The 24,787-nt window shown below is 68.6% G+C and carries 21 protein-coding genes and 1 riboswitch; of the genes, 11 read left to right on the top strand and 10 right to left on the bottom strand.

Annotation, left to right across the window (positions count from 1 at the left end; genetic code table 11):
* Positions 1–85: 85 nt before the first annotated feature.
* A complete protein-coding gene (locus tag MEU52_RS01730; protein ID WP_238121682.1) occupies positions 86–826 on the top strand; it encodes a VWA domain-containing protein in 741 nt (246 codons plus the stop codon).
* A gap of 64 nt (positions 827–890) precedes the next feature.
* Positions 891–1,655 (top strand): molecular chaperone DnaJ, encoded by a 765-nt coding sequence (locus MEU52_RS01725; RefSeq protein WP_238121683.1) that lies wholly within the window; start codon positions 891–893, stop codon positions 1,653–1,655.
* 16 nt (positions 1,656–1,671) lie between these two features.
* Here the strand turns inward: MEU52_RS01725 and MEU52_RS01720 are convergent, their stop codons facing one another.
* On the bottom strand, positions 1,672–3,519 hold the full coding sequence (locus tag MEU52_RS01720; protein ID WP_443265802.1) for a serine hydrolase: 1,848 nt from the start codon (positions 3,517–3,519) through the stop codon (positions 1,672–1,674).
* 308 nt (positions 3,520–3,827) lie between these two features.
* Between MEU52_RS01720 and MEU52_RS01715 the strand changes: the two genes are divergently transcribed.
* The 4 genes from MEU52_RS01715 (at position 3,828) to MEU52_RS01700 (ending at position 8,114) form a co-directional block, all read left to right on the top strand.
* Positions 3,828–4,160, top strand: a complete 333-nt coding sequence (locus MEU52_RS01715) for a phasin family protein (protein ID WP_238121685.1) — start codon at positions 3,828–3,830, stop codon at positions 4,158–4,160.
* Between the two features lie 376 nt (positions 4,161–4,536).
* Positions 4,537–4,863: an ATP-dependent Clp protease adapter ClpS gene (clpS, locus tag MEU52_RS01710; protein ID WP_238121686.1), complete on the top strand. Its 327-nt coding sequence runs from the start codon at positions 4,537–4,539 to the stop codon at positions 4,861–4,863.
* 250 nt (positions 4,864–5,113) lie between these two features.
* Positions 5,114–7,567: an ATP-dependent Clp protease ATP-binding subunit ClpA gene (gene clpA / locus MEU52_RS01705; protein WP_238121687.1), complete on the top strand. Its 2,454-nt coding sequence runs from the start codon at positions 5,114–5,116 to the stop codon at positions 7,565–7,567.
* A 181-nt stretch (positions 7,568–7,748) separates the two neighbouring features.
* On the top strand, positions 7,749–8,114 hold the full coding sequence (locus MEU52_RS01700; protein WP_238121688.1) for a hypothetical protein: 366 nt from the start codon (positions 7,749–7,751) through the stop codon (positions 8,112–8,114).
* Here MEU52_RS01700 and MEU52_RS01695 read toward each other — a convergent pair.
* Genes MEU52_RS01695 through pabB form a run of 3 tightly spaced genes read right to left on the bottom strand, consistent with a single transcriptional unit; the run spans position 8,087 to position 10,874 of the window.
* Positions 8,087–8,692 carry a GNAT family N-acetyltransferase gene (locus MEU52_RS01695; protein WP_238121689.1) on the bottom strand — a complete coding sequence of 202 codons (606 nt, stop codon included), beginning with the start codon at positions 8,690–8,692 and terminating at the stop codon, positions 8,087–8,089. The genes MEU52_RS01700 and MEU52_RS01695 overlap by 28 nt on opposite strands.
* A complete protein-coding gene (locus tag MEU52_RS01690; protein ID WP_238121690.1) occupies positions 8,689–9,480 on the bottom strand; it encodes an aminotransferase class IV in 792 nt (263 codons plus the stop codon). Before MEU52_RS01690 ends, MEU52_RS01695 begins: the two co-directional genes overlap by 4 nt.
* On the bottom strand, positions 9,477–10,874 hold the full coding sequence (gene pabB / locus MEU52_RS01685) for an aminodeoxychorismate synthase component I (protein WP_238121691.1): 1,398 nt from the start codon (positions 10,872–10,874) through the stop codon (positions 9,477–9,479). The genes MEU52_RS01690 and pabB overlap by 4 nt, the downstream gene beginning before the upstream one ends.
* A 206-nt stretch (positions 10,875–11,080) precedes the next feature.
* Between pabB and MEU52_RS01680 the strand changes: the two genes are divergently transcribed.
* Both MEU52_RS01680 and MEU52_RS01675 read left to right on the top strand, forming a co-directional pair.
* Positions 11,081–11,848: an AzlC family ABC transporter permease gene (locus MEU52_RS01680; RefSeq protein ID WP_238121692.1), complete on the top strand. Its 768-nt coding sequence runs from the start codon at positions 11,081–11,083 to the stop codon at positions 11,846–11,848.
* Positions 11,845–12,192 carry an AzlD domain-containing protein gene (locus MEU52_RS01675; RefSeq protein ID WP_238121693.1) on the top strand — a complete coding sequence of 116 codons (348 nt, stop codon included), beginning with the start codon at positions 11,845–11,847 and terminating at the stop codon, positions 12,190–12,192. Before MEU52_RS01680 ends, MEU52_RS01675 begins: the two co-directional genes overlap by 4 nt.
* Positions 12,193–12,237: 45 nt before the next feature.
* Here MEU52_RS01675 and rfbC read toward each other — a convergent pair whose 3' ends face one another.
* Positions 12,238–12,798, bottom strand: a complete 561-nt coding sequence (gene rfbC / locus MEU52_RS01670; protein WP_238121694.1) for a dTDP-4-dehydrorhamnose 3,5-epimerase — start codon at positions 12,796–12,798, stop codon at positions 12,238–12,240.
* Positions 12,799–12,941: 143 nt separating this feature from the next.
* Positions 12,942–13,050: riboswitch (TPP riboswitch) on the top strand.
* 73 nt (positions 13,051–13,123) lie between these two features.
* Here rfbC and thiC point away from each other — a divergent pair.
* Together thiC and MEU52_RS01660 are read left to right on the top strand one after the other, a co-directional pair.
* Entirely contained in the window at positions 13,124–14,995 is a 1,872-nt protein-coding gene (gene thiC, locus MEU52_RS01665; protein WP_273546209.1) for a phosphomethylpyrimidine synthase ThiC, read from the top strand.
* 152 nt (positions 14,996–15,147) lie between these two features.
* On the top strand, positions 15,148–17,121 hold the full coding sequence (locus MEU52_RS01660; RefSeq protein ID WP_238121695.1) for an FUSC family protein: 1,974 nt from the start codon (positions 15,148–15,150) through the stop codon (positions 17,119–17,121).
* Between the two features lie 35 nt (positions 17,122–17,156).
* Here the strand turns inward: MEU52_RS01660 and MEU52_RS01655 are convergent, their stop codons facing one another.
* The 5 genes from MEU52_RS01655 to MEU52_RS01635 all read right to left on the bottom strand — a co-directional run bounded on the left by MEU52_RS01655 (position 17,157) and on the right by MEU52_RS01635 (position 22,418).
* Entirely contained in the window at positions 17,157–18,155 is a 999-nt protein-coding gene (locus tag MEU52_RS01655; RefSeq protein ID WP_238121696.1) for an aldo/keto reductase, read from the bottom strand.
* A 30-nt stretch (positions 18,156–18,185) separates the two neighbouring features.
* A complete protein-coding gene (locus tag MEU52_RS01650; protein WP_238122024.1) occupies positions 18,186–19,064 on the bottom strand; it encodes an NAD(P)-dependent oxidoreductase in 879 nt (292 codons plus the stop codon).
* Positions 19,065–19,259: 195 nt separating this feature from the next.
* Positions 19,260–20,621 carry a (Fe-S)-binding protein gene (locus MEU52_RS01645; RefSeq protein ID WP_238121697.1) on the bottom strand — a complete coding sequence of 454 codons (1,362 nt, stop codon included), beginning with the start codon at positions 20,619–20,621 and terminating at the stop codon, positions 19,260–19,262.
* A 194-nt stretch (positions 20,622–20,815) separates the two neighbouring features.
* A complete protein-coding gene (locus tag MEU52_RS01640) occupies positions 20,816–21,820 on the bottom strand; it encodes an LLM class flavin-dependent oxidoreductase (protein ID WP_238121698.1) in 1,005 nt (334 codons plus the stop codon).
* Between the two features lie 85 nt (positions 21,821–21,905).
* Complete coding sequence (locus MEU52_RS01635; RefSeq protein WP_238122025.1) at positions 21,906–22,418, bottom strand: MerR family transcriptional regulator; 513 nt, start codon at positions 22,416–22,418, stop codon at positions 21,906–21,908.
* 96 nt (positions 22,419–22,514) lie between these two features.
* Between MEU52_RS01635 and MEU52_RS01630 the strand changes: the two genes are divergently transcribed.
* Positions 22,515–24,779, top strand: coding sequence for a heavy metal translocating P-type ATPase (locus tag MEU52_RS01630; protein ID WP_238121699.1), 2,265 nt, complete (start codon positions 22,515–22,517; stop codon positions 24,777–24,779).
* The last annotated feature ends 8 nt before the right edge of the window (positions 24,780–24,787 follow it).

The raw sequence follows: 24,787 nt of genomic DNA, 5'->3' as shown, positions 1-24,787 counted from the left end.
CCTTGGGCGCTTTCTTGGTTCCGGCTGCGGCAGGCCCTATGGTCCGTGTGTTGGCGACGGTTCACGAGAGGAAGGGCGAGGCAGCATGGCGCGCGCAGACGACAAGACGGCGGCCGGTCTTTCGACCCGGCCGGGCACCGCGCCGCCGCAGCCCTCCAGCGGCGCCGACATCGCCCGCTTCCTGGCCGATGTGAAGAGCCGGGCGCCGGTGCGGGGGCGCGCGGGGGAGGGGCGGCTGGCCTTCGCCCTGGATGCCACCGCCTCGCGTCAGCCCACCTGGTCGCTGGCCTGCGAGATCCAGGCGGACATGTTCGCCGCCGCCGCTGAGCATGGCGGCCTCGCCATGCAGATCATCTATTACCGCGGCCATGACGAGTGCCGGGCCTCGCCGTTTGTGGGCGATGCGGCCACCCTGCGCCGGCTGATGGGGCGCATCAGCTGTGAAGGCGGGCTGACGCAGATCCACCGGGTGCTCGGCCATCTGGGCAAGGAGGCGGAGCGCTCCGGGCTCAAGGCCGCGGTCTTCATCGGCGATGCACTGGAAGAGGACGAGGATGCCCTGCATGCGGCGGCCGGGCAGCTCGCCTTGCGCGGCGTGCGCCTGTTCATGTTCCAGGAGGGGCGCGACCTTCGGGTGGAGCGCGCCTTTCGGGGCCTGGCGCGGGTGACGGGCGGCGCCTATTGCCAGTTCGACGCCCGCGCCGGCGCGCAGTTGCGGGCGCTGCTGTCGGCGGTGGCCGCCTATGCGGCCGGTGGCACACGCGCCCTGGAAGCGCGCGGCGATGCGGAGGCCCGGCGCCTGCTGACGGCCTTGTCGAAGCCCTAGCCTCGTCCGGTGACGCGACAATGCAGCCGCGCTGCGTGCCTTCGTCGGGGCGGCACGGCCTGCTATGGCTGTCGATGACCGGCTCGAAGTGGGGCCGGCGCAGGAGCTTGATGTGATCAGTCTTATCGCCGGCGCGCTGCTGCTGGCCATCGGCCTTTACGGCCTCAAGGTGTGGACCAAGGCCGATCCGAAGGTGCTGGCCGAGATGCTGATGCGGACCCTCGCTTATGCGGCGCTGCTGGGGGCTGCCGGCGCCCTGGCGCTGGGCCGGGTGGGCGCGGCGATCCCGCTGGCGGCGGTGGGGCTGGCGCTGCTGGGGCGGCTCGATCCCGGTGGGATTGGTGGCTGGCTCGGCGGCCTGTTCCGGTCCCGCCGGACGCCGAAGACGTCTCAGGTCCGGTCCGCCTGGTTCGAGATGGAGCTGGACCACGCCAGGGGAACCTTGAGCGGGCGGGTGGTGGCGGGCCCCCATGCGGGCAGCAGCCTCGAACAGCTGGACCTGCCCACCTTGTTGTCGTTGCGCGCGGTGTGCGACGCGCAGTCCCTGGCCCTACTCGAAGCTTATCTCGACCGCCGGGCGCCCGCTTGGCGTGAAGACGCTCAGGCTGACGCGGGTGGCGGGCAGATGGGCGGTGCGGCGAGCAGCGGCCCGATGACCGAACAGGAAGCCTACGAGGTCCTTGGGCTTCAGCCGGGTGCGGATGCCGCGACGGTGCGCGCCACCCACCATGCGCTCATGAAGAAGGTCCACCCCGATGCCGGGGGCTCCAGCTATCTGGCCGCGCGGATCAATCAGGCCAAGGATGTGATCCTGCGCAGACATCGCTGATTCTCCTGCGTGACGTTCAGTTCCGGATAGTCATGCAGGCGAAGGCGTTACGCTGTAGTAAACGGCAGGCCGCCTCGGCGCTCTTCTTGTCGAGCCCGGCGAAACGGGCCCGATAGAGCGCGGAGTTTCCTTTGGTGACCTTCTCCGTATAGGGATCGGCGTTGCCCAGCAGGGACTTGGCCTTGTTCTGCGCGAGGTCGAGACGGGCGCGAGCCTGGCTCTCGGCATCGAAGGCGCCAATCTGGATCTTCCAGCCGCTGCGCACGGCCGCGGGCTGCGGGCGCGGCGCCGGCAGGCTCACGGGGGCGATGGAGGCCACCTGCACTGGCCGTTCCGTGATGGTGCGCGGCTGGCTGCGTGCGGGCTCCTGCGAGGCCACCTGGGCGGCGCGGGTGGCGAGATCCGCCGGGCGCTGCTGCGGGATGAAACGGGAGTCGTCCTTGCCGCCATCTGCCTCATCAAGCATGGCCACTTCCGTGCGGGCCGGCGCCGGCGTGGGCGCCGGGGCACGGCCCCGTGCGCGGCCTTGTGCCGCTTGGGTCGCCGCTTGGGTCGCGGGCGAAGCGCTGGCATCCGACGGGCCGAGATAGCCGAGCACTCCGGCCGGCATGGCAAAGCCGCGGCCCGCGGCGTTGGCGGAGGCTGCGGCGGCCTGCGGCGGCGGCGCCGCAACGGCGACCTGCCGCTGGATGGACACGGTCTTCACCGCCACCGGCTTGATGGGCTCCACCGAGCCCGACTTGGCGCGGGCCGCGAGCGAGGCGGTGATCTCCGGATCGTCGCTGAACACCGCCAGGGCGGGCTTCGGCAGCGGTGCCACCTCGTGGGCCGGGATCGCTTCGCGCTCCACCGGCTGGGGCAGCGGCGCATTGAAAGCCAGGCGATTGCCGTTCTCGGTGATCTTCGGAACGGTGCGCCCGCCGGCATAGGCGCGCGGCAGGTTGTCGTTCAGGATGTCGCGCATGCGGGCGTCGCGGGAAGAGGCAGTCCGGCCGCCGAGCACCACGCCGATCAGATAGCGGTTGTCATCCTTGAGGGAGGTCAGGAGGTTGAAGCCCGAGGCGTTGGTGTAGCCGGTCTTGATGCCGTCCACGCCTTCCATGCGACCGAGCAGGCGGTTGTGATTGCCGATGGCTTCGCCCCGATAATAGAAAGTGCGGGTGGCGAAGTAACGGTATTGCTTGGGGAAGCGATCCTGGATCGCCCGGCCGAGGATGGACAGGTCTCGGGCGGTGGTGAGCTGGTTGGGGTTGGGGAGGCCGGAGGCGTTGCGATAGGTGGTGCGCTCCATGCCGAGCGCCCGCGCCTTGGCGGTCATCATCTCGGCGAAATTGCTCTCGGTGCCGCCGATGGCCTCGGCGATCACCACCGCCACGTCATTGGCGGAGCGGGTCACCACCGCCTTGATGGCATCCTCCACCTCGATGCTGGAGCCGGGGCGCAGGCCGAGCTTGGACGGCGACTGAGCGGCGGCCTTGGAGGAGACCGGCAACTGGCTGGTGAGCTTGAGGCGGCCGTTCTCCAGCTGCTCGAACAGCATGTAGAGGGTCATCACCTTGGTAACCGAGGCCGGATGGCGCAGGGCGTCGGCGTCCTGCTCGTAGAGCACGCGGCCGGTGTTGGCATCCACCACGATGGCGGCGGAACCATAATGCCAGCGGCTCGTTTCTGCACTGGAAGGGGCGGAACGGCTGACCACCTTGCGCGGCTTGCTCTTGCCCCGCTCCTTGGAGCGCTCGATCTGCGCGCGCTTGCGCGGCTTGGCATCGGCCGTGGTGGCCGAAAAGACAAAGCCTGCGAGCACCGCCATGGCGACGGTCTTGGTGAGGAGCGAAAGGCTCGCGGAAGCTGTACGCATGAACATTGCCCCGTATCGTCGGTCGCTCACTCGGCCCAGCCCTGCGCCTCATTTGCCCATACGCGGCTTGCCGGGAGGTTGCACGGCAACATGAGGGGCAGGGTAAAGCGACCTGAAAGGAAGCCTAAGAAGTCGGAGTTACCAAGGCGTGAATCCGGCGCGGACAGGGCGTGTCTCGGCCTTTTGTGCAGTGCACAAATTTTGTTGACATCTATGCTGCGGTGCATATTCTTAACTTCGGGCGAGACGGAGAGCCCGCCCGCTCGGAAATGGCAGGTCCGGCCTTGCGCCGGCGCAAAGGAATGAGGACACCCATGGTGCAGAGCACGGAAGAGCTCCAGCAGCTCAGCAAGGACAATATCGAGAACGCGATGAAGAGCTTCGGCCTGCTCTCGAAGAGCGCCCAGGCGATCGCGGTCGAAGTGGCCGATTACACCAAGAGCTCCTTCGAGCAGGGCACCGCCGCCCTTGAGAAGCTGCTCGGCGCCAAGTCGCTGGATCAGGCCATCGAAATTCAGCAGACCTATCTGAAGTCGGCCTATGAGGGCGCGGTCGCCCAGGCCACCAAGATCGGCGAGCTCTATACCGAGCTGGCGAAGGAGGCCTACAAGCCCTTCGAGACCGCTCTGAGCAAGGTCAAGAGCTGAGCCTTTCGCGCTCCGGCTGTCTTCCTCCGGCGTTCAACCTGCCCCTGCGCCGAGGGACGAAAGTTCAAGAGGCCCGACCTTGCGTCGGGCCTTTTCCGTTGCGACATCAAGAGTGCCGCATGCTTTCGGCGCCATTCCCGCGCCGCTGCCGGCGGGAGGATTCGCAGTGCGGTGCCGTGCAGCACTGGCAGCGGACAGCTCCCTTTCTTATTATTGCAGGGAATGGATTGCGCTGAAGCGCCGCCCCCGGGCCGGTGCTGCGGGCCAGGCCGCGACGGACATGATGCACGACACCACTTTTCTTTTTTCTTCGGTGGCCATTGCCGGCCCCCTTGCTTCTCCAGCGCCCCGGGCCACCACGCCGCGGGGACCCACCATGGCGGGGCCGGACAACACCCGCCGCGATGGCAGCGGCACCGCCGTTATCACCCGCACCAAGCCGCAGACCAAGCGGCCGAGCCTCTATCGGGTGCTGCTCATCAACGACGACTACACTCCGATGGATTTCGTGGTGCATGTGCTGCAGCGGTTCTTCAACAAGAATCAGGATGAGGCCAACCGCATCATGCTCCATGTCCACCACCACGGCGTGGGGGAGTGCGGCGTGTTCACCTATGAGGTGGCCGAGACCAAGGTGACGCAGGTGATGGATTTCGCCCGCAAGCACCAGCACCCGCTCCAGTGCGTGATGGAAAAAAAGTGAGCGCCTGACCTCGGCTTGACGCAAGGGTTGGAGCAAGGCTCAGCGCACGGCTTGGCGCAAGCCTCGTCTGTTGCAATCGGTGGCGGAAGGGGAGGTCGCAGGGGCGGATTTCGCAACGGTGATGCGGCGATCCGCATCGGGGGACTTGCGCACTGCGGCATCCAGTACGAAGTTTGTATGAATGGTGCACATGCCTTCGAGGTCTGCGGCCCCTCCGCAGATCCGCGGGTGATGCGCGGAAGAGGTGTCGATGCCTACATTCTCTCGCAGCCTCGAGCAGTCGCTTCATCGCGCTCTGGCCCTCGCCAACGAACGCCACCACGAATACGCCACCTTGGAGCATCTTCTGCTCTCCCTTGTCGATGACCAGGATGCCGCCGCCGTCATGCGGGCCTGCAACGTCGACATGGACAAGCTGCGCCGCAACCTCGTCGAGTATGTGGATGCCGAGCTGGAGAACCTCGTTCAGTCGGGCTCGGACGATTCCAAGCCCACGGCCGGTTTCCAGCGGGTCATCCAGCGGGCGGTGATCCATGTGCAGTCCTCGGGCCGCGAGGAGGTGACCGGCGCCAACGTGCTGGTGGCCATCTTCGCCGAGCGCGAGAGCCATGCCGCCTATTTCCTGCAGGAGCAGGACATGACGCGCTATGACGCGGTCAATTACATCTCCCACGGCATCGCCAAGCGCTCCGGCATGTCCGAGAGCCGGCCCGCCCGCGGCGCCGACGAGGAGACGGAGACCAAGTCCGGCGACGACAAGCAGAAGAAGGCCGATGCCCTCGAAGCCTATTGCGTGAACCTCAACAAGAAGGCGCACGAGGGTAAGGTGGATCCGCTGATCGGCCGTGACGCCGAGATCCAGCGCACCATCCAGGTGCTGTGCCGCCGGCAGAAGAACAACCCGCTGTTCGTGGGTGATCCCGGTGTCGGCAAGACCGCCATCGCCGAGGGCCTGGCCAAGCGCATCAACGAAGGCAATGTGCCGGAGGTGCTCGCCACCGCCACGGTGTTCGCCCTCGACATGGGCGCGCTGCTCGCCGGCACCCGCTATCGCGGTGACTTCGAGGAGCGCCTCAAGCAGGTGGTGAAGGAGATCGAGGCCTATCCCAACGCCATCATGTTCATCGATGAGATCCATACGGTGATCGGCGCCGGTGCGACCTCGGGCGGGGCGATGGATGCCTCCAACCTGCTGAAGCCGGCGCTGGCCTCCGGCTCCCTGCGCTGCATGGGCTCGACCACCTACAAGGAATACCGCCAGTATTTCGAGAAGGACCGGGCGCTGGTTCGTCGCTTCCAGAAGATCGACGTGGCCGAGCCCTCCGTGGCCGACGCCATCGAGATCCTGAAGGGGTTGAAGCCCTGCTTCGAGGACTATCACAAGCTGCGCTACACCACCGAGGCCATCAAGGCGGCGGTGGAGCTGTCCGCCCGCTACATCCATGATCGCAAGCTGCCTGACAAGGCCATCGACGTGATCGACGAGAGCGGCGCGGCGCAGATGCTGCTGCCCGAGGCCAAGCGCAAGAAGACCATCGGCCTCAAGGAGATCGAGGCGACCATCGCCACCATGGCGCGGATTCCACCCAAGTCCGTCTCCAAGGACGACGCCGAGGTGCTGGCCAATCTGCAGACCACCTTGAAGCGCGTGGTGTTCGGCCAGGACAAGGCCATCGATGCGCTGGCGGCCTCCATCAAGCTCGCCCGGGCGGGCCTGCGCGAGCCGGAGAAGCCCATCGGCAACTATCTGTTCTCCGGCCCCACCGGTGTCGGCAAGACGGAAGTGGCCAAGCAGCTCGCCTCCATTCTGGGGGTGCCGCTGCTGCGCTTCGACATGTCCGAATATATGGAGCGCCACACCGTGAGCCGCCTCATCGGCGCGCCTCCCGGCTATGTGGGCTTCGACCAGGGTGGCCTGCTCACCGACGGGGTGGACCAGAACCCGCACTGCGTGCTGCTGCTGGACGAGATTGAAAAGGCCCATCCGGACCTCTTCAACATCCTGCTGCAGGTGATGGACCACGGGAAGCTGACCGACCACAATGGCAAGCAGATCGACTTCCGCAACGTCATTCTCATCATGACCACCAATGCGGGTGCGGCCGATCTCTCCAAGCCCGCCTACGGCTTCACCCGCACCAAGCGGGAGGGGGACGACAGCGAGGCCATCAACCGCACCTTCGCGCCGGAGTTCCGTAACCGGCTCGATGCAGTGATCCCGTTCGGCCATCTGCCCACCGAGGTCATCACCCAGGTGGTGGAGAAGTTCGTTCTCCAGCTGGAGGCGCAGCTGGCCGACCGCAACGTCACCATCGAGCTGTCGGACGATGCCGGCCGCTGGCTGGTGGAGCGCGGCTACGATGAGCAGATGGGTGCCCGGCCCATGGCGCGGGTGATCCAGGAGCACATCAAGACCCCGCTCGCCGATATGGTGCTGTTCGGCGCCCTGAAGCACGGCGGGCACGTGCGGGTGGTGGTGGAGGGCGAGGGCCAGGAGTCCAAGCTCGGCTTCCAGTTCCCGGAAGGGCCGGTCACGCCCAAGCCGGAGAAGATCACCGACGAGCCCAAGCGGGCGGCGCGCCGCAAGCCGGCGGCTGCAGCCAAGGCGGCGCCCAAGGCCGGTTCCGGTCCGAAGTCGGGGCCGAAATCTGGCCCGAAATCTGGTCCGAAGTCGGGTCCCAAGCAGCCGCTGGTGAAGGCCTGAGGGCGGCGCGAGAACGCACAAAAGGTGGGATCGGGGCGGCTTCGGCCGCCCCTTTTCGTTGCGATCGCGGTGTTGCCACCTGACGGACGGGATCACCCGCGCGGATCTGGCATTTCTCTCACAGGTTGCATTCGGCCCGGCATCTGAGACACTCGCGGGTATGGATCTCAGAGAGGCGCAGATGGCGACGTTCAAGCTGCCGTTGTCCGGCGACGTGACCCAGTTCTTTCGCTTGCTCACCTCCAATCTCGCGGCGGTGGGCAACCAGATCGGTTTCATCAACATCAACCTCGGGTCGTCGAAGGCTCCGGAGGTGGAAGAGCAGGTGCTGGATGAGGTGGGCAGCTATGGCACCCAGCTCGGCCGCATCAATGATGCGCTGGCGGTGCTCGTCACCCATTTCCATCCCCAGAAGCCGCTGACGGAGAAGGAGATAGATGCGCTGGACGGGTTGCGGGTGATGTTGAACGGTATCGCGGAGATCAAGGAACGGCATAAACGCAGCGCGATGCGTATTCCCTATGGCGCAGGCACCGGTCTGCGCTGATCGTGCGGCGCCGCGCTGGCGTCGGGCTCCGGCGCCTCGCGGCTCATGCGGTAGAGCACGTGGTGGCGCAGCGGATGGCCGACGGGCACGGTGGGCATGTCGAAATCGTCGCGCGGATCGTGGGTCATCCCCAGCCGTTCCATGACCGCCCGTGAGCGGCGATTGCTGGGCACGGTGATGGCGACGATCTCCTCCAGCCCGAGCCTCTCAAAGCCGAAGCCGAGGCAGGCGCGGGCGGCCTCGGTGGCGTAGCCGTGGCCCCACGAATGGCGCAGGAAGCGCCAGCCCACCTCGATGGCGGGGGTGAAATGCGCCGCATAGGGCACGTGCACCAGGCCGGTATAGCCGGCGAACGCGGTCACCCCCGGCACCTCCACCACCCAAAGGCCGAAGCCGTGATCGGCGAAATGGCGGGCAATGCGATCGGCAACCGCGTCGCTGGCAGCCCGGTCCGCCACCGGCATCAGGAATTCCATCACCTGCGGATCGGATTGCATGGCCCATAGGGCGTCGCGATCGGCGTCCCGCCACGGGCGCAACAGCAGCCGTGGGGTCGTCAATGTGGGGGGCGTGGTCACCCTTCCCCCAGGTGGGCGGAGAGGCGCTCGGCCACGGGGAAAAGGCTGTAGTCGCGGCCGGCGAGATGCGCCACCGGACGGATGCCGAGGCTGGACGTGAGGAAGATCTCGTCGGCCAGGGCGAGATCGGCGGCCGTCAGCGGCCGTTCCTCGGCGCCCTGCGCCTTCACCGCGGCACGCATGATGCCGGGCAGGGCGCCCTCCGACAGGGGCGGGGTGACGAGCCGCCCGTCGATCACCGCGAACAGGTTGGCGATGCTGCTTTCGGCCAGGCGCTCCTGGGTATTGAGCAGCAGCGCGTCATCGGCGCCGGCCCGCGCCGCTTCCTGGCGGGCGAGGATATTGTCGAGATAATTGAGCGATTTCACCTGCGCCAGCGGCGAGCGCTCGTTGCGGCGGGTGACGCTGGCGATGATGAGCCGCGCCGGCGGTGGCGGCTCCGTCATGGGGGCGGCGGTGATGAGCACGGTGGGGTGCGGCTCCACGGGCGGCAGCACCCCGCGTGGCCCGCTACCCCGTGTCACCGTCAGGCGCAGCACCCCGTTGTCGAGGCCGTTTGCGGCGCGCACCTGTTCCAGCGCCGCGCCGAAATCCAGCGCCGGCAGGGGCAGGCCCAGCACCGCGGCGCCGCGGGTGAGGCGGGCGAGGTGCGCCGGCAGGCGGCGCAGGAAGCCGCCCCGCACCCGCAGGGTCTCGAACAGGCCGTCGCCCAGGGTGAAGCCGCGATCGCCGGGGGCGATATGGGCCTCTTCGGGGTTTATCAGGGCGCCGTTGAGGAACAGCTTCATGGCCGCTCTCCGGACAGGGCGCGCCGCATGGGGGCGAGCTTCACGAGGCTTTCCTCATATTCGTCGGCCGGGTCGGAATCGGCGACGATGCCGCCCCCCGCATGGGCCAGCAGGGTCTCGCCCGCACGGGTGATGGTGCGGATGACGATGGAGGAATCCATGGCGCCGTTGAAGCCGATCCAGGCGATGGAGCCGCAATAGACGCCGCGCGGAAACGGCTCCAGCTCATGAATGATCTCCATGGCGCGGATCTTCGGGGCGCCAGTGATGGAGCCGCCGGGGAAGCAGGCGGTGAGCAGATCCACCGGCCCCAGCCCCGGCTTCAGCCGGCTTTCCACCACCGAAACCAGATGATGGACGCTGGAGAAGGTTTCCAGCGCGCACAGCGCCGGCACCTTCACACTGCCCACCACGCTCACGCGGGAGAGATCGTTGCGCATGAGGTCGACGATCATCAGGTTTTCCGCGCGGTCCTTCACCGAGCGCTGCAGGGCGGCGGCGAGGGCCTGGTCGGCCTGCGGATCGGCGGCGCGCCGGCGGGTGCCCTTGATGGGGCGGGTCTCCACCCGGCCGTCGGCGCTCAAGCTCAGGAAGCGTTCCGGCGAGGCGCTGAGCACGGCGAAATCGGTGCCGCAGCGTAGGAAGGCGGCGAACGGCGTCGGGCTGGTGGCGCGCAGGCGGGCATAGAGGGTGAGGTCGTCCAGGCCTGCGGGTACGGGTGCGCGCATCTGCTGGGTGAGATTGGCCTGGAAGATGTCTCCGGCATAAATGGCGTCGATGACCCGCTGGATCGACGCTTCCACCGCAGCGCGGGGCTGGTCGGGCGTGAAATCCGCGGTCACCGACCAGTCGGGTGCCGGTGTGGCCAGGGGCGCGGACTGGAGACGGGCCATCATGGCTTCGGCGCGGGCTTCGGCGCGCCGGGCGCGGGCGTCCGCCGTCGTTTCCGGCAGGCCGCTGGACAAAAGCCAGGCGCGCTGCTGCTGGTGGTCGAACGCCAGCACCACGTCATAAAGGCCGATGGCCATTTCGGGGATCGGCGGATGACCCGCACGGGGCGGGGGCAGCCGCTCCAGGTGGCGGCCGAGTTCGTAGCCGAGGAAGCCCACCGCGCCGCCCAGGAAGGGCACGGGCCCGTCGACCGGGCGGGCCGATGCGGGAATCCGTAGGGCGGCGGCGAGCGCCGCGAACGGGTCCGTCGGCACCGCGCGGCCGTCGATCCGCGTGCCCGCGGCATCGGCGGTGATCACCCCATAGGGGTCTGCAACGATGTAGGAATAGCGGGCGCGGGCGTCCCCCGTGGCGGCGCTGTCGAGGAACGCGCAGAAGGGAGCGTCGGCAAAGGCGTGGAAGACGGCGAACGGGTCGCGATAGGGAAAGTCGAGGCAAAGCACGGGCAGGCGACCGATTCGAGCGAGAATGCCAAGGATGGCCGAGCCACGCCCCTGCGGCAACATCCGGTTCGGCGCGCGCCGGTCGGCTGCATGGCGGGCGTGGCCAGCTCTGCGCAAAGTGTGCCTGTCGGCACTCCCATGTAAATGATATGGCTCCCTTACGAGGCCTCTCCTCCATTTGTTTTCAGCTGTCGCCAAGACCCGAGATGTCCAGCCTGATTTCCTCCCCTGAGCCGCCGTCTTCCGCGCCCCATCCGGGCCCGCGCCACCGCTCGGCGCCGGGCTGGTTCTTGAATGGCATGCGCCACGGCATCTCAGTGCCGGCGCTGGTGCTGTTCGCCAGCTACACGGGCTTTGGCGCGCTGCTGCAGGGGGTGAATTTTCCGCTCGGTGCGGGTCTGTTGTCCACCCTGCTCATCTGGGCCCTGCCGGCGCAGGTCATTCTGGTGGGAGGGCTGGTGGCCGGCACGGCGCTGCCGGCCCTGGCGCTGGCCATCGGCCTGTCGTCCATGCGGCTGCTGCCCATGGTGGTCTCGGTGGCGCCCTATATGCGCGGGCCGCGTCGCAACGTGTTCGCCGAGCTCCTCTGCTCCCATTATGTGGCCATGACCCTGTGGCTGGAGGGCCTGCGCCTGCTGCCCCATCTGCCCGGGGAAGCCCGGGTGCCGTTCACCCTGGGCCTCGGCAACATGCTGCTGTCGGTGAGCGTCACCGGCACCGCCGTGGGCTATCTCATCGCCGGCAGCCTGCCGGGACCCATTGCGGCGGCCTTCCTCTTCCTCACGCCGTTGTCGTTCTCGGTGCTGATGGTGCGCAATGCGGTGGGGTTCACCGATTGGCTGGCGCTGGCGGCGGGCTTCCTCATCATGCCTTTCGCTCTTGGCCTCGATGGCGGGCTTGATCTGCTCATCGCCGGGGTCGGGGGCGGTTCGCTGGCTTATGTGGCCGGCCGGCTGCGACGGGGGCGCGCATGAGCTGGCAGCTGGGCGAGGGCGCCGCCATCCTCATCGTCGTGCTGGTGGGGTTCTTGCCCACCGAGGTGTGGCGCACCCTGGCGGTGTTGGCTGGCCGCCGGGTGGAGGCGGGTAGCGAGGTCTTTCTGTGGGTGAAGGCGGTGGCCGCGGCGCTGCTGGCGGCGGTGGTGGCGCGCCTGCTGTTCGATCCCGCCGCGCCGCTGCAGGTGGTGCCGCTGGCGGTGCGCCTGGCGGCGGTGGCGGGCGGCGTGCTCGCCTTCATGCTCACGCGCCGCTCGGTGTTCGTCGGGGTGCTGGTAGGCGAGGCCCTGCTGGTGGGCGCGATCCTCGCCTTCGGCGGCTAGACCGGCGCGGGGCGCCGGTCCACGGGAAGCGTCGGTGCGCGCGGCTCAGCCGTAGCGGAACAGCGGCGGCAGGTCCTTCAGCCGGGGATGCTTGCGGTCCTTGTCGGAAAGCACCACCTCCGCGGCGGCGACCGGCCAGGCGATGCCGATATCGGGATCGTCCCAGGCGACGCCGCCATCATCGGCGGCGCTGTAATAGTCGGTCACCTTGTAGACCACCTCGCAATTCTCCTCCAGCGTGCAGAACGCATGCAGGAAGCCGGGCGGAACCCACAATTGGGCGCCGGTGACCGCATCCAAGGTCACCGCTACGTGGCGGCCGAAGGTGGGGGAGCCATGGCGGATGTCCACGGCCACGTCGAAGATGGCGCCGCGCACCACGCGCACCAGCTTGCCCTGGGCGGTCGGGGGCTTCTGATAATGCAGGCCGCGCAGTGTGCCCTTCTGGGCCGAGAGTGAGTGGTTGTCCTGCACGAAGCCCATGTCGGCCACTTCGGCGCGGAAGGCGCGATCACTCCACGTCTCACTGAAAAAGCCGCGATGGTCCCCGAACCGCTTCGGTGTCACGAGCTTCACATCGGGAATGTCGAAGGTCTTCACGTCCATGAAATGTCCTCGCGCGCTGGCGGACGCGGCCCGGCGCGCCCGGCTTGTGTTTGAGCCCTGCACCGGCAATGGGTCAAGGCCCCGGACTTGGGCAGCTTCCCCTACGCCCACATTGACAAAGCCGCGCCAGCCCCTGACAGTTGCAGCGTTCCGAGGGGGGCCCCGAGTTCGGGGGCTGAGATTGGGCGCGCCGCCCTGACCCTTGAACCTGATCCGGCTCATACCGGCGGAGGGACGGGAACCTGCGGCATTCGCGCGTTGTCGCGCGCCGGCACCCAATCTGCCCCAATCGAGTGCGGATCGCTCGTGTCAGAGAGGATGCGCCATGAATACAGCCGTCGATCCGAACCAGTTGCACACGGGTGATCCCAAGACCGTCACCACCGGCCCCATCATGGGCTCGCGGAAGGTCTATGTGGAGGTCCCCGGCCAGGCCGATATACAGGTGCCCCTGCGCGAGATTGCCTTGTCCGATCCCGCCGAAGCCCCGGTGCGGGTCTATGATTCCTCGGGCCCCTATACGGAATGCGATCCGCGCATCAATCTGGAACAGGGCATCCAGGGCCAGCGCGACGCCTGGATCGCCAAGCGCGGTTATGAGGTGGTCACCCCTCGGGAGGTGAAGCCCGAGGACAACGGCTTTGCCGGCGACCGCCTGGTGGCGGCCTGTCCCGCCACGCGGGTGGTGCGCCGTGCCGCGCCGGGCCAGATGGTGACCCAATATGAGTTCGCCCGCGCCGGCATCATCACCGAGGAGATGATCTTCGCCGCGCACCGCGAGAACCTGTGCCGGGCCGAGCAGTTGGAGCGGGCTGAAGAAGCGCTGGCCCACGGCGAGACCTTTGGCGCCGAGGTGCCGGCCTTCGTGACCCCCGAGTTCGTGCGCTCCGAGATCGCGCGCGGGCGGGCCATCATCCCCGCCAACATCAACCACACCGAAATCGAGCCGATGATCATCGGCCGCAATTTCCTGGTGAAGATCAACGCCAACATCGGCAATTCGGCCGTCACCTCCTCCGCCGCCGACGAGGTGGAAAAGATGGTGTGGGCCATCCGCTGGGGCGCCGATACGGTGATGGACCTCTCCACCGGCCGCAACATCCACAACATCCGCTCGTGGATCGTGCGCAACTCGCCGGTGCCGATCGGCACGGTGCCCATCTATCAGGCGCTGGAGAAGGTGGGCGGCGATCCGCTCAAGCTCGATTGGGAGGTGTTCAAGGATACACTCATCGAGCAGGCTGAGCAGGGCATCGACTATTTCACCATCCATGCCGGCGTGCGGCTCGCCCATGTGCCGTTGACCGCCCGGCGCACCACCGGCATCGTCAGCCGCGGTGGCTCCATCATGGCGCGCTGGTGCCTCGCCGGGCACCGGGAATCGTTCCTCTACGAGCGGTTCGACGAGATCTGCGACATCATGCGGGCCTATGACGTGTCGTTCTCTCTGGGCGACGGCCTGCGCCCCGGCTCCATCGCCGATGCCAACGATGCCGCCCAGTTCGCCGAGCTGGAGACCCTGGGCGAGCTCGCCACCGTGGCGTGGGACAAGGGCTGCCAGGTGATGATCGAGGGACCGGGCCACGTGCCCATGAACAAGATCAAGGCCAATATGGACAAGCAGCTCAAGGCCTGCGGCGAGGCGCCGTTCTACACCTTGGGCCCGCTCACCACCGATATCGCGCCTGGCTATGACCACATCACCTCGGGCATCGGCGCCGCCATGATCGGCTGGTTCGGCTGCGCCATGCTTTGCTATGTGACGCCCAAGGAGCACCTGGGCCTGCCCGACCGCGACGACGTGAAGACCGGCGTCATCACCTACAAGATCGCCGCCCACGCCGCCGATCTCGCCAAGGGCCACCCGGCGGCGCAGATCCGCGACGATGCGGTGAGCCGGGCCCGGTTCGATTTCCGCTGGCAGGACCAGTTCCACCTGGGCCTCGATCCGGACACGGCGCAGAAGTTCCACGACGAGACCCTGCCCAAGGACGCCCACAAGGTGGCGCACTTCTGCTCCATGTGTGGGCCGAAGTTCTGCTCCATGAAGATCACCCAGGAGCTGCGTGCCGAAGCCAAGGCCCTGGAAGGCATGGATCCGGCACTCACCGCCGATGTGGTGGCCGAGGGCATGCGACAGAAATCGGAGGAGTTCCTGGCCGAAGGCGGCAAGCTCTATGTGAGCGCCGCCGAATAGGCGCGGTCCGCGCATTCGCGCGTGTGATGGCCCGGCTGGCTTGTGCCAGCCGGGTTTTTTGTGCTCATCCATGGGTGATCGCCCCGGCGCGGGGACAAGGCGCATGGTTTCATATAACCTCTGGGTTCGGCTGCAGCGCGTAGAGGGCAGGGATGGACGCAGAACGGGCCGCCACGGCGGCGGAGGACAAGAGCCGCGGGTTTTCGCATCCGGGGTCATGGCTGAGGGAACTGGCGCGGAGCAAGCCGGCGCCGTGGCTCTGGGGCAAGGCGATTCGGGCGGCGTTCTGCATCGGTTTGCCGTTCTCCCTGGGCTATGCTTTCGATGCCACCACCACGGGCATGTGGGTGTCCCTGTCAGCGCTGATGATGACGGCGGGCGAGCCTGTCGGCGGCTACCGCTTCTCCGCCCGCTTCCTGGTGCTGTCCGGCGTCATCGGCGCGCTGGGCTTTCTGGCCGGCTATCTCACCGTTCTGCCCTGGGGCGCGGTGGTGGCGGCGATGGCCGTTCTCGGCGTGGTGGCGGGCCTGCTCAGCAGCTATGGCGCGGTCTGGTCCATTGGCGTCATGCAGGCTTTGCTGCTGGCCTCCATCGCCATCGGTGTTCCCGATATCGGGCCCTACTGGCGGCTGAGCCTGCTCTACCTCGTCGGCGTCGTGTTCTATGTGGCGGCGCTGGGCGTGCAGGCGCTGGTGGCGCGGGAGCGCCCGCAGCACCAGGCGACGACCGCGGCGCTGCGCGCGCTCGCGCAACTGGCCGCAGCGCTCGCCGGTGAGCGGGAGGACGCCAGCCGCGTGGAAGCCGCCCGCACACAGGTCACCGATGCCTATCGTGGCCTCACCACGGTGATGATGGAGGTGCAGTCGGGCAATGTCGGCCGCAGCAGCGCCGCCGATCATCTGGCGGTGCTGGTGCAGCGCTGCGACGCGGTGTTCGCCGCGCTGATGGCCACCGCCGATCGCACCACGCTACTCCGTGCGCGTGACGTGCTGCTTGCCGGTGCCGCGGGCGATGACGGTGCGCGCCGTTCCGGCGGCGATCGGTTGATTGCGGCGGCGGAGGATCTGGTGGAGGCCGTGGTCGGCCGGGCGGATGGCGGGCCGGTGGCGCCCCCTTCCGGCGCCCCGGCCCGACACGATTGGAGCGGCTGGCTGGGTCGGCTCGCGCCCGGCGCCGATGCGGTCCGTGCGGCGCTGGCGCTGGGCCTGTGCATGGGCCTCGCCTATGCAGCGCACTGGCTGGATCGCGAAAACCACTGGTTCTGGATTCCGCTGACCGTCGCGCTCGTGATGAAGCCGGATCTGGGCTCCATCTTCGCCCGGGCCGTGCTGCGTACCGTCGGCACCATGGGAGGCGCGGCGCTCGGGGTGGCGGCCCTGCTGTTGGTGCCCAAGGGCCAGGGCATCGTGCTGGTGCTGGCGCTGTTCGCGGCGGTGCTGCCCTGGGCCAAGCGCTATTCCTATGTGGTGCAGGCGGTGGCGCTGACGCCGCTGGTGTTGCTGCTGGTGGACATTATCGAACCCGGGCCGCGCAACGTGGATTATGCCGTGCAGCGCGTTGTGGACACCGCGATCGGTGGCCTCATCGTTCTGGTGTTCGGCTATTTCCTATGGCCCCGCACCCAATCCCGGCATCTGGCCAAGACCTTCCAGGGCGCGAAGAGTGCGTTGGCTGATTATCTGCGCGCCGCCTGCGCGCTGAAGCCGGCGGCCTCGGCGGCGAGCCTCGCCGCATATCGCTGGCAGGCCTATGGCCAGCTGGCGGACATGCGGGGCCACCTGCGCACGGCGGCCATGGAGCCGCCGCCCGCAAGCACCGAGGCGGCCGCCTGGTTTCCGCTGATCGCCGTGGCCGAGCGGATTTGCGATCACGTGACCACCTATGCCGGGGGCGGGTGGCCCGCCCTGCCGCCCGACGACGCCGCCGCCTTGGAGGCGCTTGCCGTCTATGTGGCAGCGACACCGGCGGAGCGCGCGGGCCTGCCACTGCCGCCGCGCCCCACATCCCCCGCCGCCGCGGTGCTCGCCGATGCCATCGGCGAGGAGCTGGCCCACATGGCCCGGCTGCAGGAGGACAATGGGGAAGTGCTGGCCCGGGCCTTCCGCCTGGTGGACCAGAGCCATTGAGGGCGCCGCCCCGCTTGATGCGGGGCGGCTGAGCCTCAGGGGGTGCCGGCGGGGCGCCGGGTGGGCGGCGCCATGAAGGCCGGGGAGACGGGATCGGTCACCGTGCGGGCCAGGATGGTGTCGATCTCAGCCTTGGTGTCGGCGTCGATATGGAAGCCATCCACGTCACCCACCGGGTCCAACTGGCCGGGGTGGCGGGCACCCCACAAGGCGATGGTCGGCCCCTGGTCCAGCACCCAGCGCAGGGCCAGTGCCAGCACCGATTTGCCATAGCGCACCTTGGCCAGCGCCTTCAGCTCCTCCACCGCCGCGAGATATTGGGCAAAGCGCGGCGGGGTGAACTTGGGGTCCACCTTGCGTAGGTCGTCGCCCTCGAAGGTGGTGGTGGCGCTCATGCGACCGGAGAGCAAACCCCGGCACAAGGCGCCATAGCTGAGCACGGTGAGGCCGGTGCGCGTCGCATAGGGCAGCACATCCGCCTCGATCTCCCGCTCGAACAGATTGTAAGGCGGTTGCACCGCATCGAGCTGCGCCACCGCGCGGAAGGCCTCCATCTGCGCCGGCGCGTAATTGGAGACGCCGATGGCGCGGATCTTCCCCTCCTGGCGCAGGGCGTCCAGGGTGCGGGCGGTGTCCTCGAACGGCGTCTCCAGATCCGGCCAATGCACCTGATAAAGGTCGATGACATCGGTGCCGAGCCGGCGCAGGGAGTCTTCGATCTCGGCGCGGATGCGGGCCGGCCGGCTGTCGCGGAACACCTTGCCGTCGGCCCAGGCAAGGCCGACCTTGGTGGCGATCTGCACCTTGTCCCTGAGCCCGCCGGTGAGCGCCTTGCCGACGATCTCTTCCGAACGGCCGAAGCCATAGACCGGGGCGGTGTCGATCAAGGTGATGCCGCGCTCCACGGCGGAGCGGATGGTGGCGATGGCGTCCTTCTCGTCGGAGCCGCCCCACATCCAGCCGCCGATGGCCCAGGTGCCGAGGCCGATGCGGGAGGTGGCGAGGCCGCTGGTGCCGATCTCGATTTGCTCCATGGCAATGTCTCCTTGTGGGTCAGGACGGGATCAGGGTTGCCCGGAATCGCGGGCGGCGAGGCGGCCGATTGCGGACCAGTCCTGATCGGCGCCGCCGGTGGCGAGCAGGGTGAGGAAGCGGTCGCGCAGCAGGCTCGCCAGAGGCAGCGGCACTTCCAGCGCCTCGGCGGCGGCGAGCGCCAGCTTGATGTCCTTGAGGCCGAGCGGCGCGGCAAAGCCCACCGGCGCGTCGCCGGGCTCCGCCAGCAGGCGGCCGTAATTCTTGTAGACCGGCGCGCCGAACAAGGTGGTGGTGAGCAGCTCCAGATATTGGGTCTTGTCGAGCCCCGCCTTGCCCACCAGCGCCATCGCCTCGCCGAGGGATTCGATGACGCAGGCGATGAGGAAATTGCCGGAAAGCTTGATGAGATTGGCGCGGCTCGGCTCCTGCGCCACCACGAAGGTTTTCTGGCCCATGGCGTCGAGCAGCGGCTGGGCGGCATCGAGCGCCGCTGTCGCGCCGGCGGCCACCACGAACAGGTTGCCCGCGGCCGCCACGTCGGGCCGGCCGAACACCGGGGCGGAGAGATAGAGCTGGCCGGCGGCCGCGTGGGCGGCGGCGAGCCGCTCCGACAAGGCGACGGAGATGGTGCTGGCGGAGACGTGCACGGCGCCCTTGGGCAAAGTGGCGAGCAGCCCTTCGGCGCCGAACACCACCTCTTCGGCGGCCGCATCGTGGGCCAACATGGTCACCACCGCGGCGCCCCGGCAGGCATCGGCGACGGTGGCGGCGCGGCGCGCCCCCTCGGCCACCAGGGCCTCGGCCTTGGCCGGGGTGCGGTTGAAGACGGTGACGGTATGGCCGGCCTTCATGAGGTTGCGGGCCATGCCCGAACCCATCTGGCCCAACCCGATGAACCCGACCTGCAATCCAATCTGCATGGGCTGCATCCTCTCCGGCTGTGGTCCCAAGCGCCGCCGGCACGGCCACCGCCGACGCCATCGGGGGCACCATGGTCCGGGGCGGCCGATCCATCAAATGGATTGTGGAGATGGGACTCATCGCCATCCGGCATGGATCGCCGGCGCTGCCCGCCCACGGCAAGTGCCTGACGCAGCGAGAGTTCAGCGCAGCGGATGGGCGAGGGCGTCCTGGAGCAGGAGGGCGATGTGGCGGGCCTTGCGGCCGGTGCCGTGCTCGATCTGGTGGCGGCAGGAAAAGCCGTTGGCAATCAGCGGGGTCTCGTCGCCGGCGGCGCGCACGGCTGGCAAGAGCGCCAGCTCTGCCATCCGCATGGAGGCGTCATAATGCTCCGCCTCCAGGCCGAACGATCCGGCCATGCCGCAGCAGCTGGTCTCGACGATGTCATAGGAGAAGCCGGGGATCCAGGACAGCACCTTGCGGGTCGCCTTCATCACCCCGAAGGCTTTCTGGTGGCAGTGGCCGTGCAGCAGGGCCCGGGGCAGGTCGAGGGGCTTTAGATCCAGCCGCAGGCCCTTGTTCTGATGTTCGCGGGAGAGGAACTCCTCCAGCAGATAGAGCTGTTTGCCCAGATCCCCCACCTGCGGGCCGAGGCCCAGGCTGTAGAGCTCGTCGCGCAGCGATAGCAGGCAGGAGGGTTCGAGGCCGATGATGGGGGTCTTGGCGGCGATCTCGTTCCGGAAGGCGGCGAGCACGCGCTTCGCTTCGCCGCGGGCCTTCTCCACCATGCCGGTGGTGAGATAGGTGCGCCCGCAGCACAGGGACCGGTCGGGTTCGGCATCGTCGGCGGCGGGGCGGGCGATGCGCACACGATAGCCGGCGGTCTCCAGCACGTTCTGGGCGGCGGCCGCCACTTCCGGATCGAAATGGTGGCAGAAGGTGTCCACGAACAGGATCACCTCGCCGCGCGGCGCCGCGTCGGCGGCGAGGGTCGGGGCCGGGGTGAACGGGCGGGGGCTGGGCTCGGGAATGGGCCGGCGGGCGGTGATGCCGAGCCACCTTTCGGCCACCCCGGCGGCGAGCCGCCAGCGGTTGCGCAGACGGACGGCGGCGCGCAGCAGGCGGCGATGCCGGCCGGTCCATTCGGGCACCCCGCCGAACAGGCGGGTGCGGGTGGGCACGCCTTTGATCTCGTGCCGCTGGGCGAGGTATTCGGTCTTGATGAGCGTCATGTCCACGGTGCTCGGGCATTCCTTCTTGCAGGCCTTGCAGGAGACGCACAGGTCCATGGCCGCATCGAGCCGGGGATCGGCGAAGGCGGTGGCGCCGGAGCCGTCGTTGAGGGCGGCCTTGAAGGCGGCCACCCGCGCCTCGGTGGAATGGGCCGTGTCGCCGGTGATGCGGTACGACGGGCACATCACTCCTTTGCCGGTATTGCGACAATCGCGGCTGTGCATGCACACCGCCACCGCCTTGGCGTAATTGCCTCCGGTTGCAGGAATTCCGGAGTAGGCATCGCCAATGCCGTAGGTGTCGTAAGCCGACCAGTCGAGAAATGTCTTCATGCCGCACGCTCCCGCCACCGCGCGCAAGCAAGAAGCACGCCGGCGGGAGGGGGCTTTGAAGCCATAGAGCTTCCGCAGTGGGGAGGGCGCACCGTCCCTTCACCACAGTGGGTCTCATGCGCCGCTCCCTCTCCCGCAAGCGGGAGAGGGAAAGCGCCCCGGAACAACCGGGCTGTTCTGGATGTCGATCGAGCCTACACCGGCGGGGTCACCCCGGTGTCGAGGCCGAGGCCGGCGATGATCTCGAACGCGCGCAGCCGCAGGATGGGGTCGTAGATGTCCGACACCACCATCACCTCATCCACCCCGGTCTCGGCGATGAAGGCGGAGAGGCCTTCGCGCACGGTCGCGGGGCCGCCCACCACGGTGCGCGCCAGCATGCGCATGGCCTGGGCCTTTTCCATGGGGCTCCAATAGGTCTCGATGTCGTCGATGGGCGGCTGGCTGAGGCCGCGGGCGCCGCGGAAGATGTTGGTGAAGGACATCTGCTGGGTGGTGGCGAGCCGGCGGGCCTCCGCATCGCTCTCCGCGGCGATCACGTTGATGCCGGCCATGGCATAGGGCTTGTCCAGCACCGCCGAGGGCTTGAAGCGCTCGCGATAGACCGCCAGCGCGTCCATCAGCTGGTCCGGCGCGAAATGGGAGGCGAAGGCGTAGGGCAGGCCGAGCTGGGCGGCGAGATAGGCACCGAAGGTGGAGGAGCCGAGAATCCACAATGGCACCTCGGTGCCCGCCGCCGGCACCGCCTGCAAGCTCTGGCCGGGCTGGACGGGGCGGAAATAGGCCTGCAATTCCAGCACATCCTGGGGGAAGCGCTCGGCATCGGCATAGGAGCGGCGCAGGGCGCGCAGGGTGGTCTGGTCGGTGCCCGGCGCGCGGCCGAGGCCGAGATCGATACGGCCCGGGAACAGGCGGGCCAGGGTGCCGAACTGCTCGGCGATGATCATGGGCGCATGGTTGGGCAGCATGATGCCCCCGGCGCCCACGCGGATGGTGTGTGTGCCGGCGGCGATATGGCCGATCACCACCGAGGTGGCGGCGGAGGCGATACCCGGCATGTTGTGATGCTCCGCCACCCAGAAGCGGCGATAGCCCCACTTTTCGGCATGGGCGGCGAGGTCACGGGCATTGTCGAGGGCGTCGCGGGCATCGGCATCAATGCGCACCCGCACCAGATCGAGGATGGACAGAGCAGCCATGGATAAGCCTTGAGTTCGTCGCGACAGGTGCGGCCTGTCGCGTGGGGAGGGGTGACGGTGCCGGGACCGGCGTCTCGCGAATGGGTCAGCGCGGCGCTCGCCGTTTCGGCGTCGCCTGCGGTGGTCGGGTCTGAGGCGCGTGGGGCGGCGGCGCGGGGCGCTCATCCGTCTCCGTGTGGAAACGGCAGTGGGTGTGATCGGCCAGGGTTTCGATCACCCGGCAGTCGCCGATGCGGCCGTGGTCGCAGGCGCGCACCATGAGGTCGAGCTCCGCCTCCAGGGCCTTCAGCGCGGCGATGCGCCGGCGCACCTCGGTGAGCCGCGCGCGGGCGATGGCGTCCACCTCGGCGCACGACTGGTCGGGATGGCCCTGCAACTGCAGCAGGGCGCGGATGGCATCGAGGTCGAAGCCCAGCTCACGGGCATGGCGGATGAAGGCGAGCCGCTGCACCTGCGCCGTATCGTAGAGCCGGCGGTTGCCGTCGGTGCGCGGCAGAGGCGGCAACAGGCCCGCCTCTTCGTAGAAGCGGATGGTGGGCACTTTCACCCCGCTGGCCCGGGCTGCCGCGCCGATGGACAGAAGATCGCAGGGGGGAATGCTCTCGGCAGGGGACACGGGGCTTGCTCCTCTAGTCACTAGAGGATTTAGGGTGCCCTTGGTGAGAATGAAAGGCAGTGCGAGGAAGGTTTCGTCATGACCGCTCCGCAGGTTCAGAGCCGGTTCCGTGTCACGGGCATGGATTGCGCCGCGTGCGCCACTAAAATCGAGGGTGTGGCCCGGCGCATCGACGGCGTCGACGAGGTGAATGTCTCGGTCACCGCCGGCACCCTGGTGATCCGCCACACGGCGGAGGCAGACCTGTCGGTTCTCGCCCCGCGCCTGAAGCCCATGGGCTATGAGATCGCGCCCGCCGCCTCCGGCGCCGCGCCGGCCGAAAAAGCGTCCTGCTGCGGCCATGACCATGATCATCACACGCATGACCCCGCTCACGACCATCCCGGCTATGATCATGCGAACCATGATCACGCGGCGCATGATCATTCGGGCCACGACCACGGGGCGGAAGAGGCCGAGACGGCGCCGGGCAGCTTCTGGCGCAGCGCCAAGGCGCGCCTGACGCTGGCGAGTGGCGCCGCCCTGGGGGTCGCCTTCATCGCCGGGCTGGTGCTGCCGCAGTTGCAGGGCGGTGCGCACAATGCCCTGTTCATCGCCGCCATGCTGGTGGGCCTCGTGCCCATCGCCCGCCGGGCCTTCGCGGCGGCGATGAACGGCATGCCCTTCACCATCGAGATGCTGATGACCGTGGCCGCCCTCGGCGCCGTGGTGCTGGGCGCGGCCGAAGAGGCGGCGGCGGTGGTGTTCCTGTTCCTGGTGGGCGAACTCTTGGAAGGGGTGGCGGCCGGCCGCGCCCGCGACGGCATCCGCGCGCTCACCGCTCTGGTGCCCAAGACCGCCCTGGTGGAGCGGGATGGCGCCTTGAAGGAGGTGCCCGCCGAGCGCCTCGCCGTGGGCGAGGTGGTGCATGTGCGCCCCGGCGAGAGGGTGCCGGCCGATGGGCTGATCCTGGCCGGCGAGAGCGGCATCGATGAAAGCCCCGTCACCGGCGAGAGCGTGCCGGTCCTCAAGGGGCCCGGCGCTTCGGTATTCGCCGGCACGGTGAATGGCGAGGCGGCGCTGTCCGTGCGCGTGACCGCCGCGGCCGCCGACAACACCATTGCCCGGGTGGTGAAGCTGGTGGAGGAAGCGCAGGAGGCGCGCGCGCCCACCGAGCGCTTCATCGATCGTTTCGCCCGCTATTACACCCCCGCCGTGGTGGTGGTGGCGGCGCTGGTGGCGGTGGTGCCGCCCTTGGCCTTCGGCGGCAGCTGGGATGAGTGGGTCTATAAGGGCCTCGCCATCCTGCTCATCGGCTGTCCGTGCGCCCTCGTCATCTCCACTCCGGCGGCCATCGCCGCCGGCCTGTCCGCCGGTGCCCGGCGCGGCCTGCTGCTGAAGGGCGGCGCGGTGCTGGAACAGGTGGGCAAGGTGAATGTGGTGTGCCTCGACAAGACCGGCACCCTCACCGCCGGCCGGCCGCAGGTCACCGACATCATCCCCCTCGCCTGGAGCGAAGCGGAGGTGCTGGCGGGCGCGGCGGCGCTGGAGACCGGCTCCACCCATCCCCTCGCCACCGCCATTCTGGACCGCGCCGCCGCCGACGGCCTGCAATTGGCGCCGGCGACCGATGCGCGGGCGCTGGGCGGCAAGGGTGTGAGCGCGCAGGTGGCGGGGCGCACGCTGTTCCTCGGCTCGCCGGCCAGCGTCGCCGACATGGTGCCGCTTGGCGCGGCGCTGGACGCGCGCATTGCGGAGCTCAATGATGCGGGAAAGACGGTGTCGCTGCTGGTGGCCGATGGGGCCATCGCCGGCGCCATCGCGCTGCGCGACGAGCCGCGCGCCGATGCCTTGGAGGGGCTCAAGGCGCTGAAGGCCTTGGGGATCCGCACCCTCATGCTGACCGGCGACAATGTGCGCACCGCCACCGCCGTGGGCGAGGCTCTGGGGATCGAGGTCAAGGCCGGCCTCCTGCCGCAGGACAAGCAGAAGATCGTGAATGATCTGAAAGCCACCGGCGCGGTGGTGGCCAAGGTGGGCGACGGCATCAACGACGCACCGGCGCTGGCCGCCGCCGACGTGGGCATCGCCATGGGCGGTGGCACTGACGTGGCGCTGGAGACGGCGGATGCGGCGGTGCTGCACAGCCGGGTGAAGGACATCGCCGCCATGGTCGCGCTGTCGCGGCGGACCATGGGCAATATCCGCCAGAACATCACCATCGCCCTGGGGCTGAAGGCGGTGTTCCTGGTGACCACCATTGCCGGCATCACCGGCCTCTGGCCAGCCATCCTGGCCGACACCGGCGCCACCGTGCTGGTGACCGCCAATGCCCTGCGCCTGCTGGCGCAGCCGGCGCGCTGAGCGGCCGG

Origin of the sequence: Xanthobacter sp. NM-25 (assembly GCF_022138605.1) — a bacterium.
GTDB lineage: Bacteria > Pseudomonadota > Alphaproteobacteria > Rhizobiales > Xanthobacteraceae > Xanthobacter.
The sequence above is the reverse complement of the archived record's forward strand: the minus strand, read 5'-3'. Positions and strand labels throughout refer to the sequence as shown.

Bases quoted from the DNA above. Each gene is read 5' to 3' on its own strand.
- MEU52_RS01730 (WP_238121682.1), top strand. From the start codon at position 86: ATGGCGCGCGCAGACGACAAGACGGCGGCCGGTCTTTCGACCCGGCCG.
- MEU52_RS01725 (WP_238121683.1), top strand. From the start codon at position 891: ATGGCTGTCGATGACCGGCTCGAAGTGGGGCCGGCGCAGGAGCTTGAT.
- MEU52_RS01720 (WP_443265802.1), bottom strand. From the start codon at position 3,519: ATGTTCATGCGTACAGCTTCCGCGAGCCTTTCGCTCCTCACCAAGACC.
- MEU52_RS01715 (WP_238121685.1), top strand. From the start codon at position 3,828: ATGGTGCAGAGCACGGAAGAGCTCCAGCAGCTCAGCAAGGACAATATC.
- clpS (WP_238121686.1), top strand. From the start codon at position 4,537: ATGGCGGGGCCGGACAACACCCGCCGCGATGGCAGCGGCACCGCCGTT.
- clpA (WP_238121687.1), top strand. From the start codon at position 5,114: ATGCCTACATTCTCTCGCAGCCTCGAGCAGTCGCTTCATCGCGCTCTG.
- MEU52_RS01700 (WP_238121688.1), top strand. From the start codon at position 7,749: ATGGCGACGTTCAAGCTGCCGTTGTCCGGCGACGTGACCCAGTTCTTT.
- MEU52_RS01690 (WP_238121690.1), bottom strand. From the start codon at position 9,480: ATGAAGCTGTTCCTCAACGGCGCCCTGATAAACCCCGAAGAGGCCCAT.
- MEU52_RS01680 (WP_238121692.1), top strand. From the start codon at position 11,081: ATGTCCAGCCTGATTTCCTCCCCTGAGCCGCCGTCTTCCGCGCCCCAT.
- MEU52_RS01675 (WP_238121693.1), top strand. From the start codon at position 11,845: ATGAGCTGGCAGCTGGGCGAGGGCGCCGCCATCCTCATCGTCGTGCTG.
- rfbC (WP_238121694.1), bottom strand. From the start codon at position 12,798: ATGGACGTGAAGACCTTCGACATTCCCGATGTGAAGCTCGTGACACCG.
- thiC (WP_273546209.1), top strand. From the start codon at position 13,124: ATGAATACAGCCGTCGATCCGAACCAGTTGCACACGGGTGATCCCAAG.
- MEU52_RS01660 (WP_238121695.1), top strand. From the start codon at position 15,148: ATGGACGCAGAACGGGCCGCCACGGCGGCGGAGGACAAGAGCCGCGGG.
- MEU52_RS01655 (WP_238121696.1), bottom strand. From the start codon at position 18,155: ATGGAGCAAATCGAGATCGGCACCAGCGGCCTCGCCACCTCCCGCATC.
- MEU52_RS01645 (WP_238121697.1), bottom strand. From the start codon at position 20,621: ATGAAGACATTTCTCGACTGGTCGGCTTACGACACCTACGGCATTGGC.
- MEU52_RS01640 (WP_238121698.1), bottom strand. From the start codon at position 21,820: ATGGCTGCTCTGTCCATCCTCGATCTGGTGCGGGTGCGCATTGATGCC.
- MEU52_RS01630 (WP_238121699.1), top strand. From the start codon at position 22,515: ATGACCGCTCCGCAGGTTCAGAGCCGGTTCCGTGTCACGGGCATGGAT.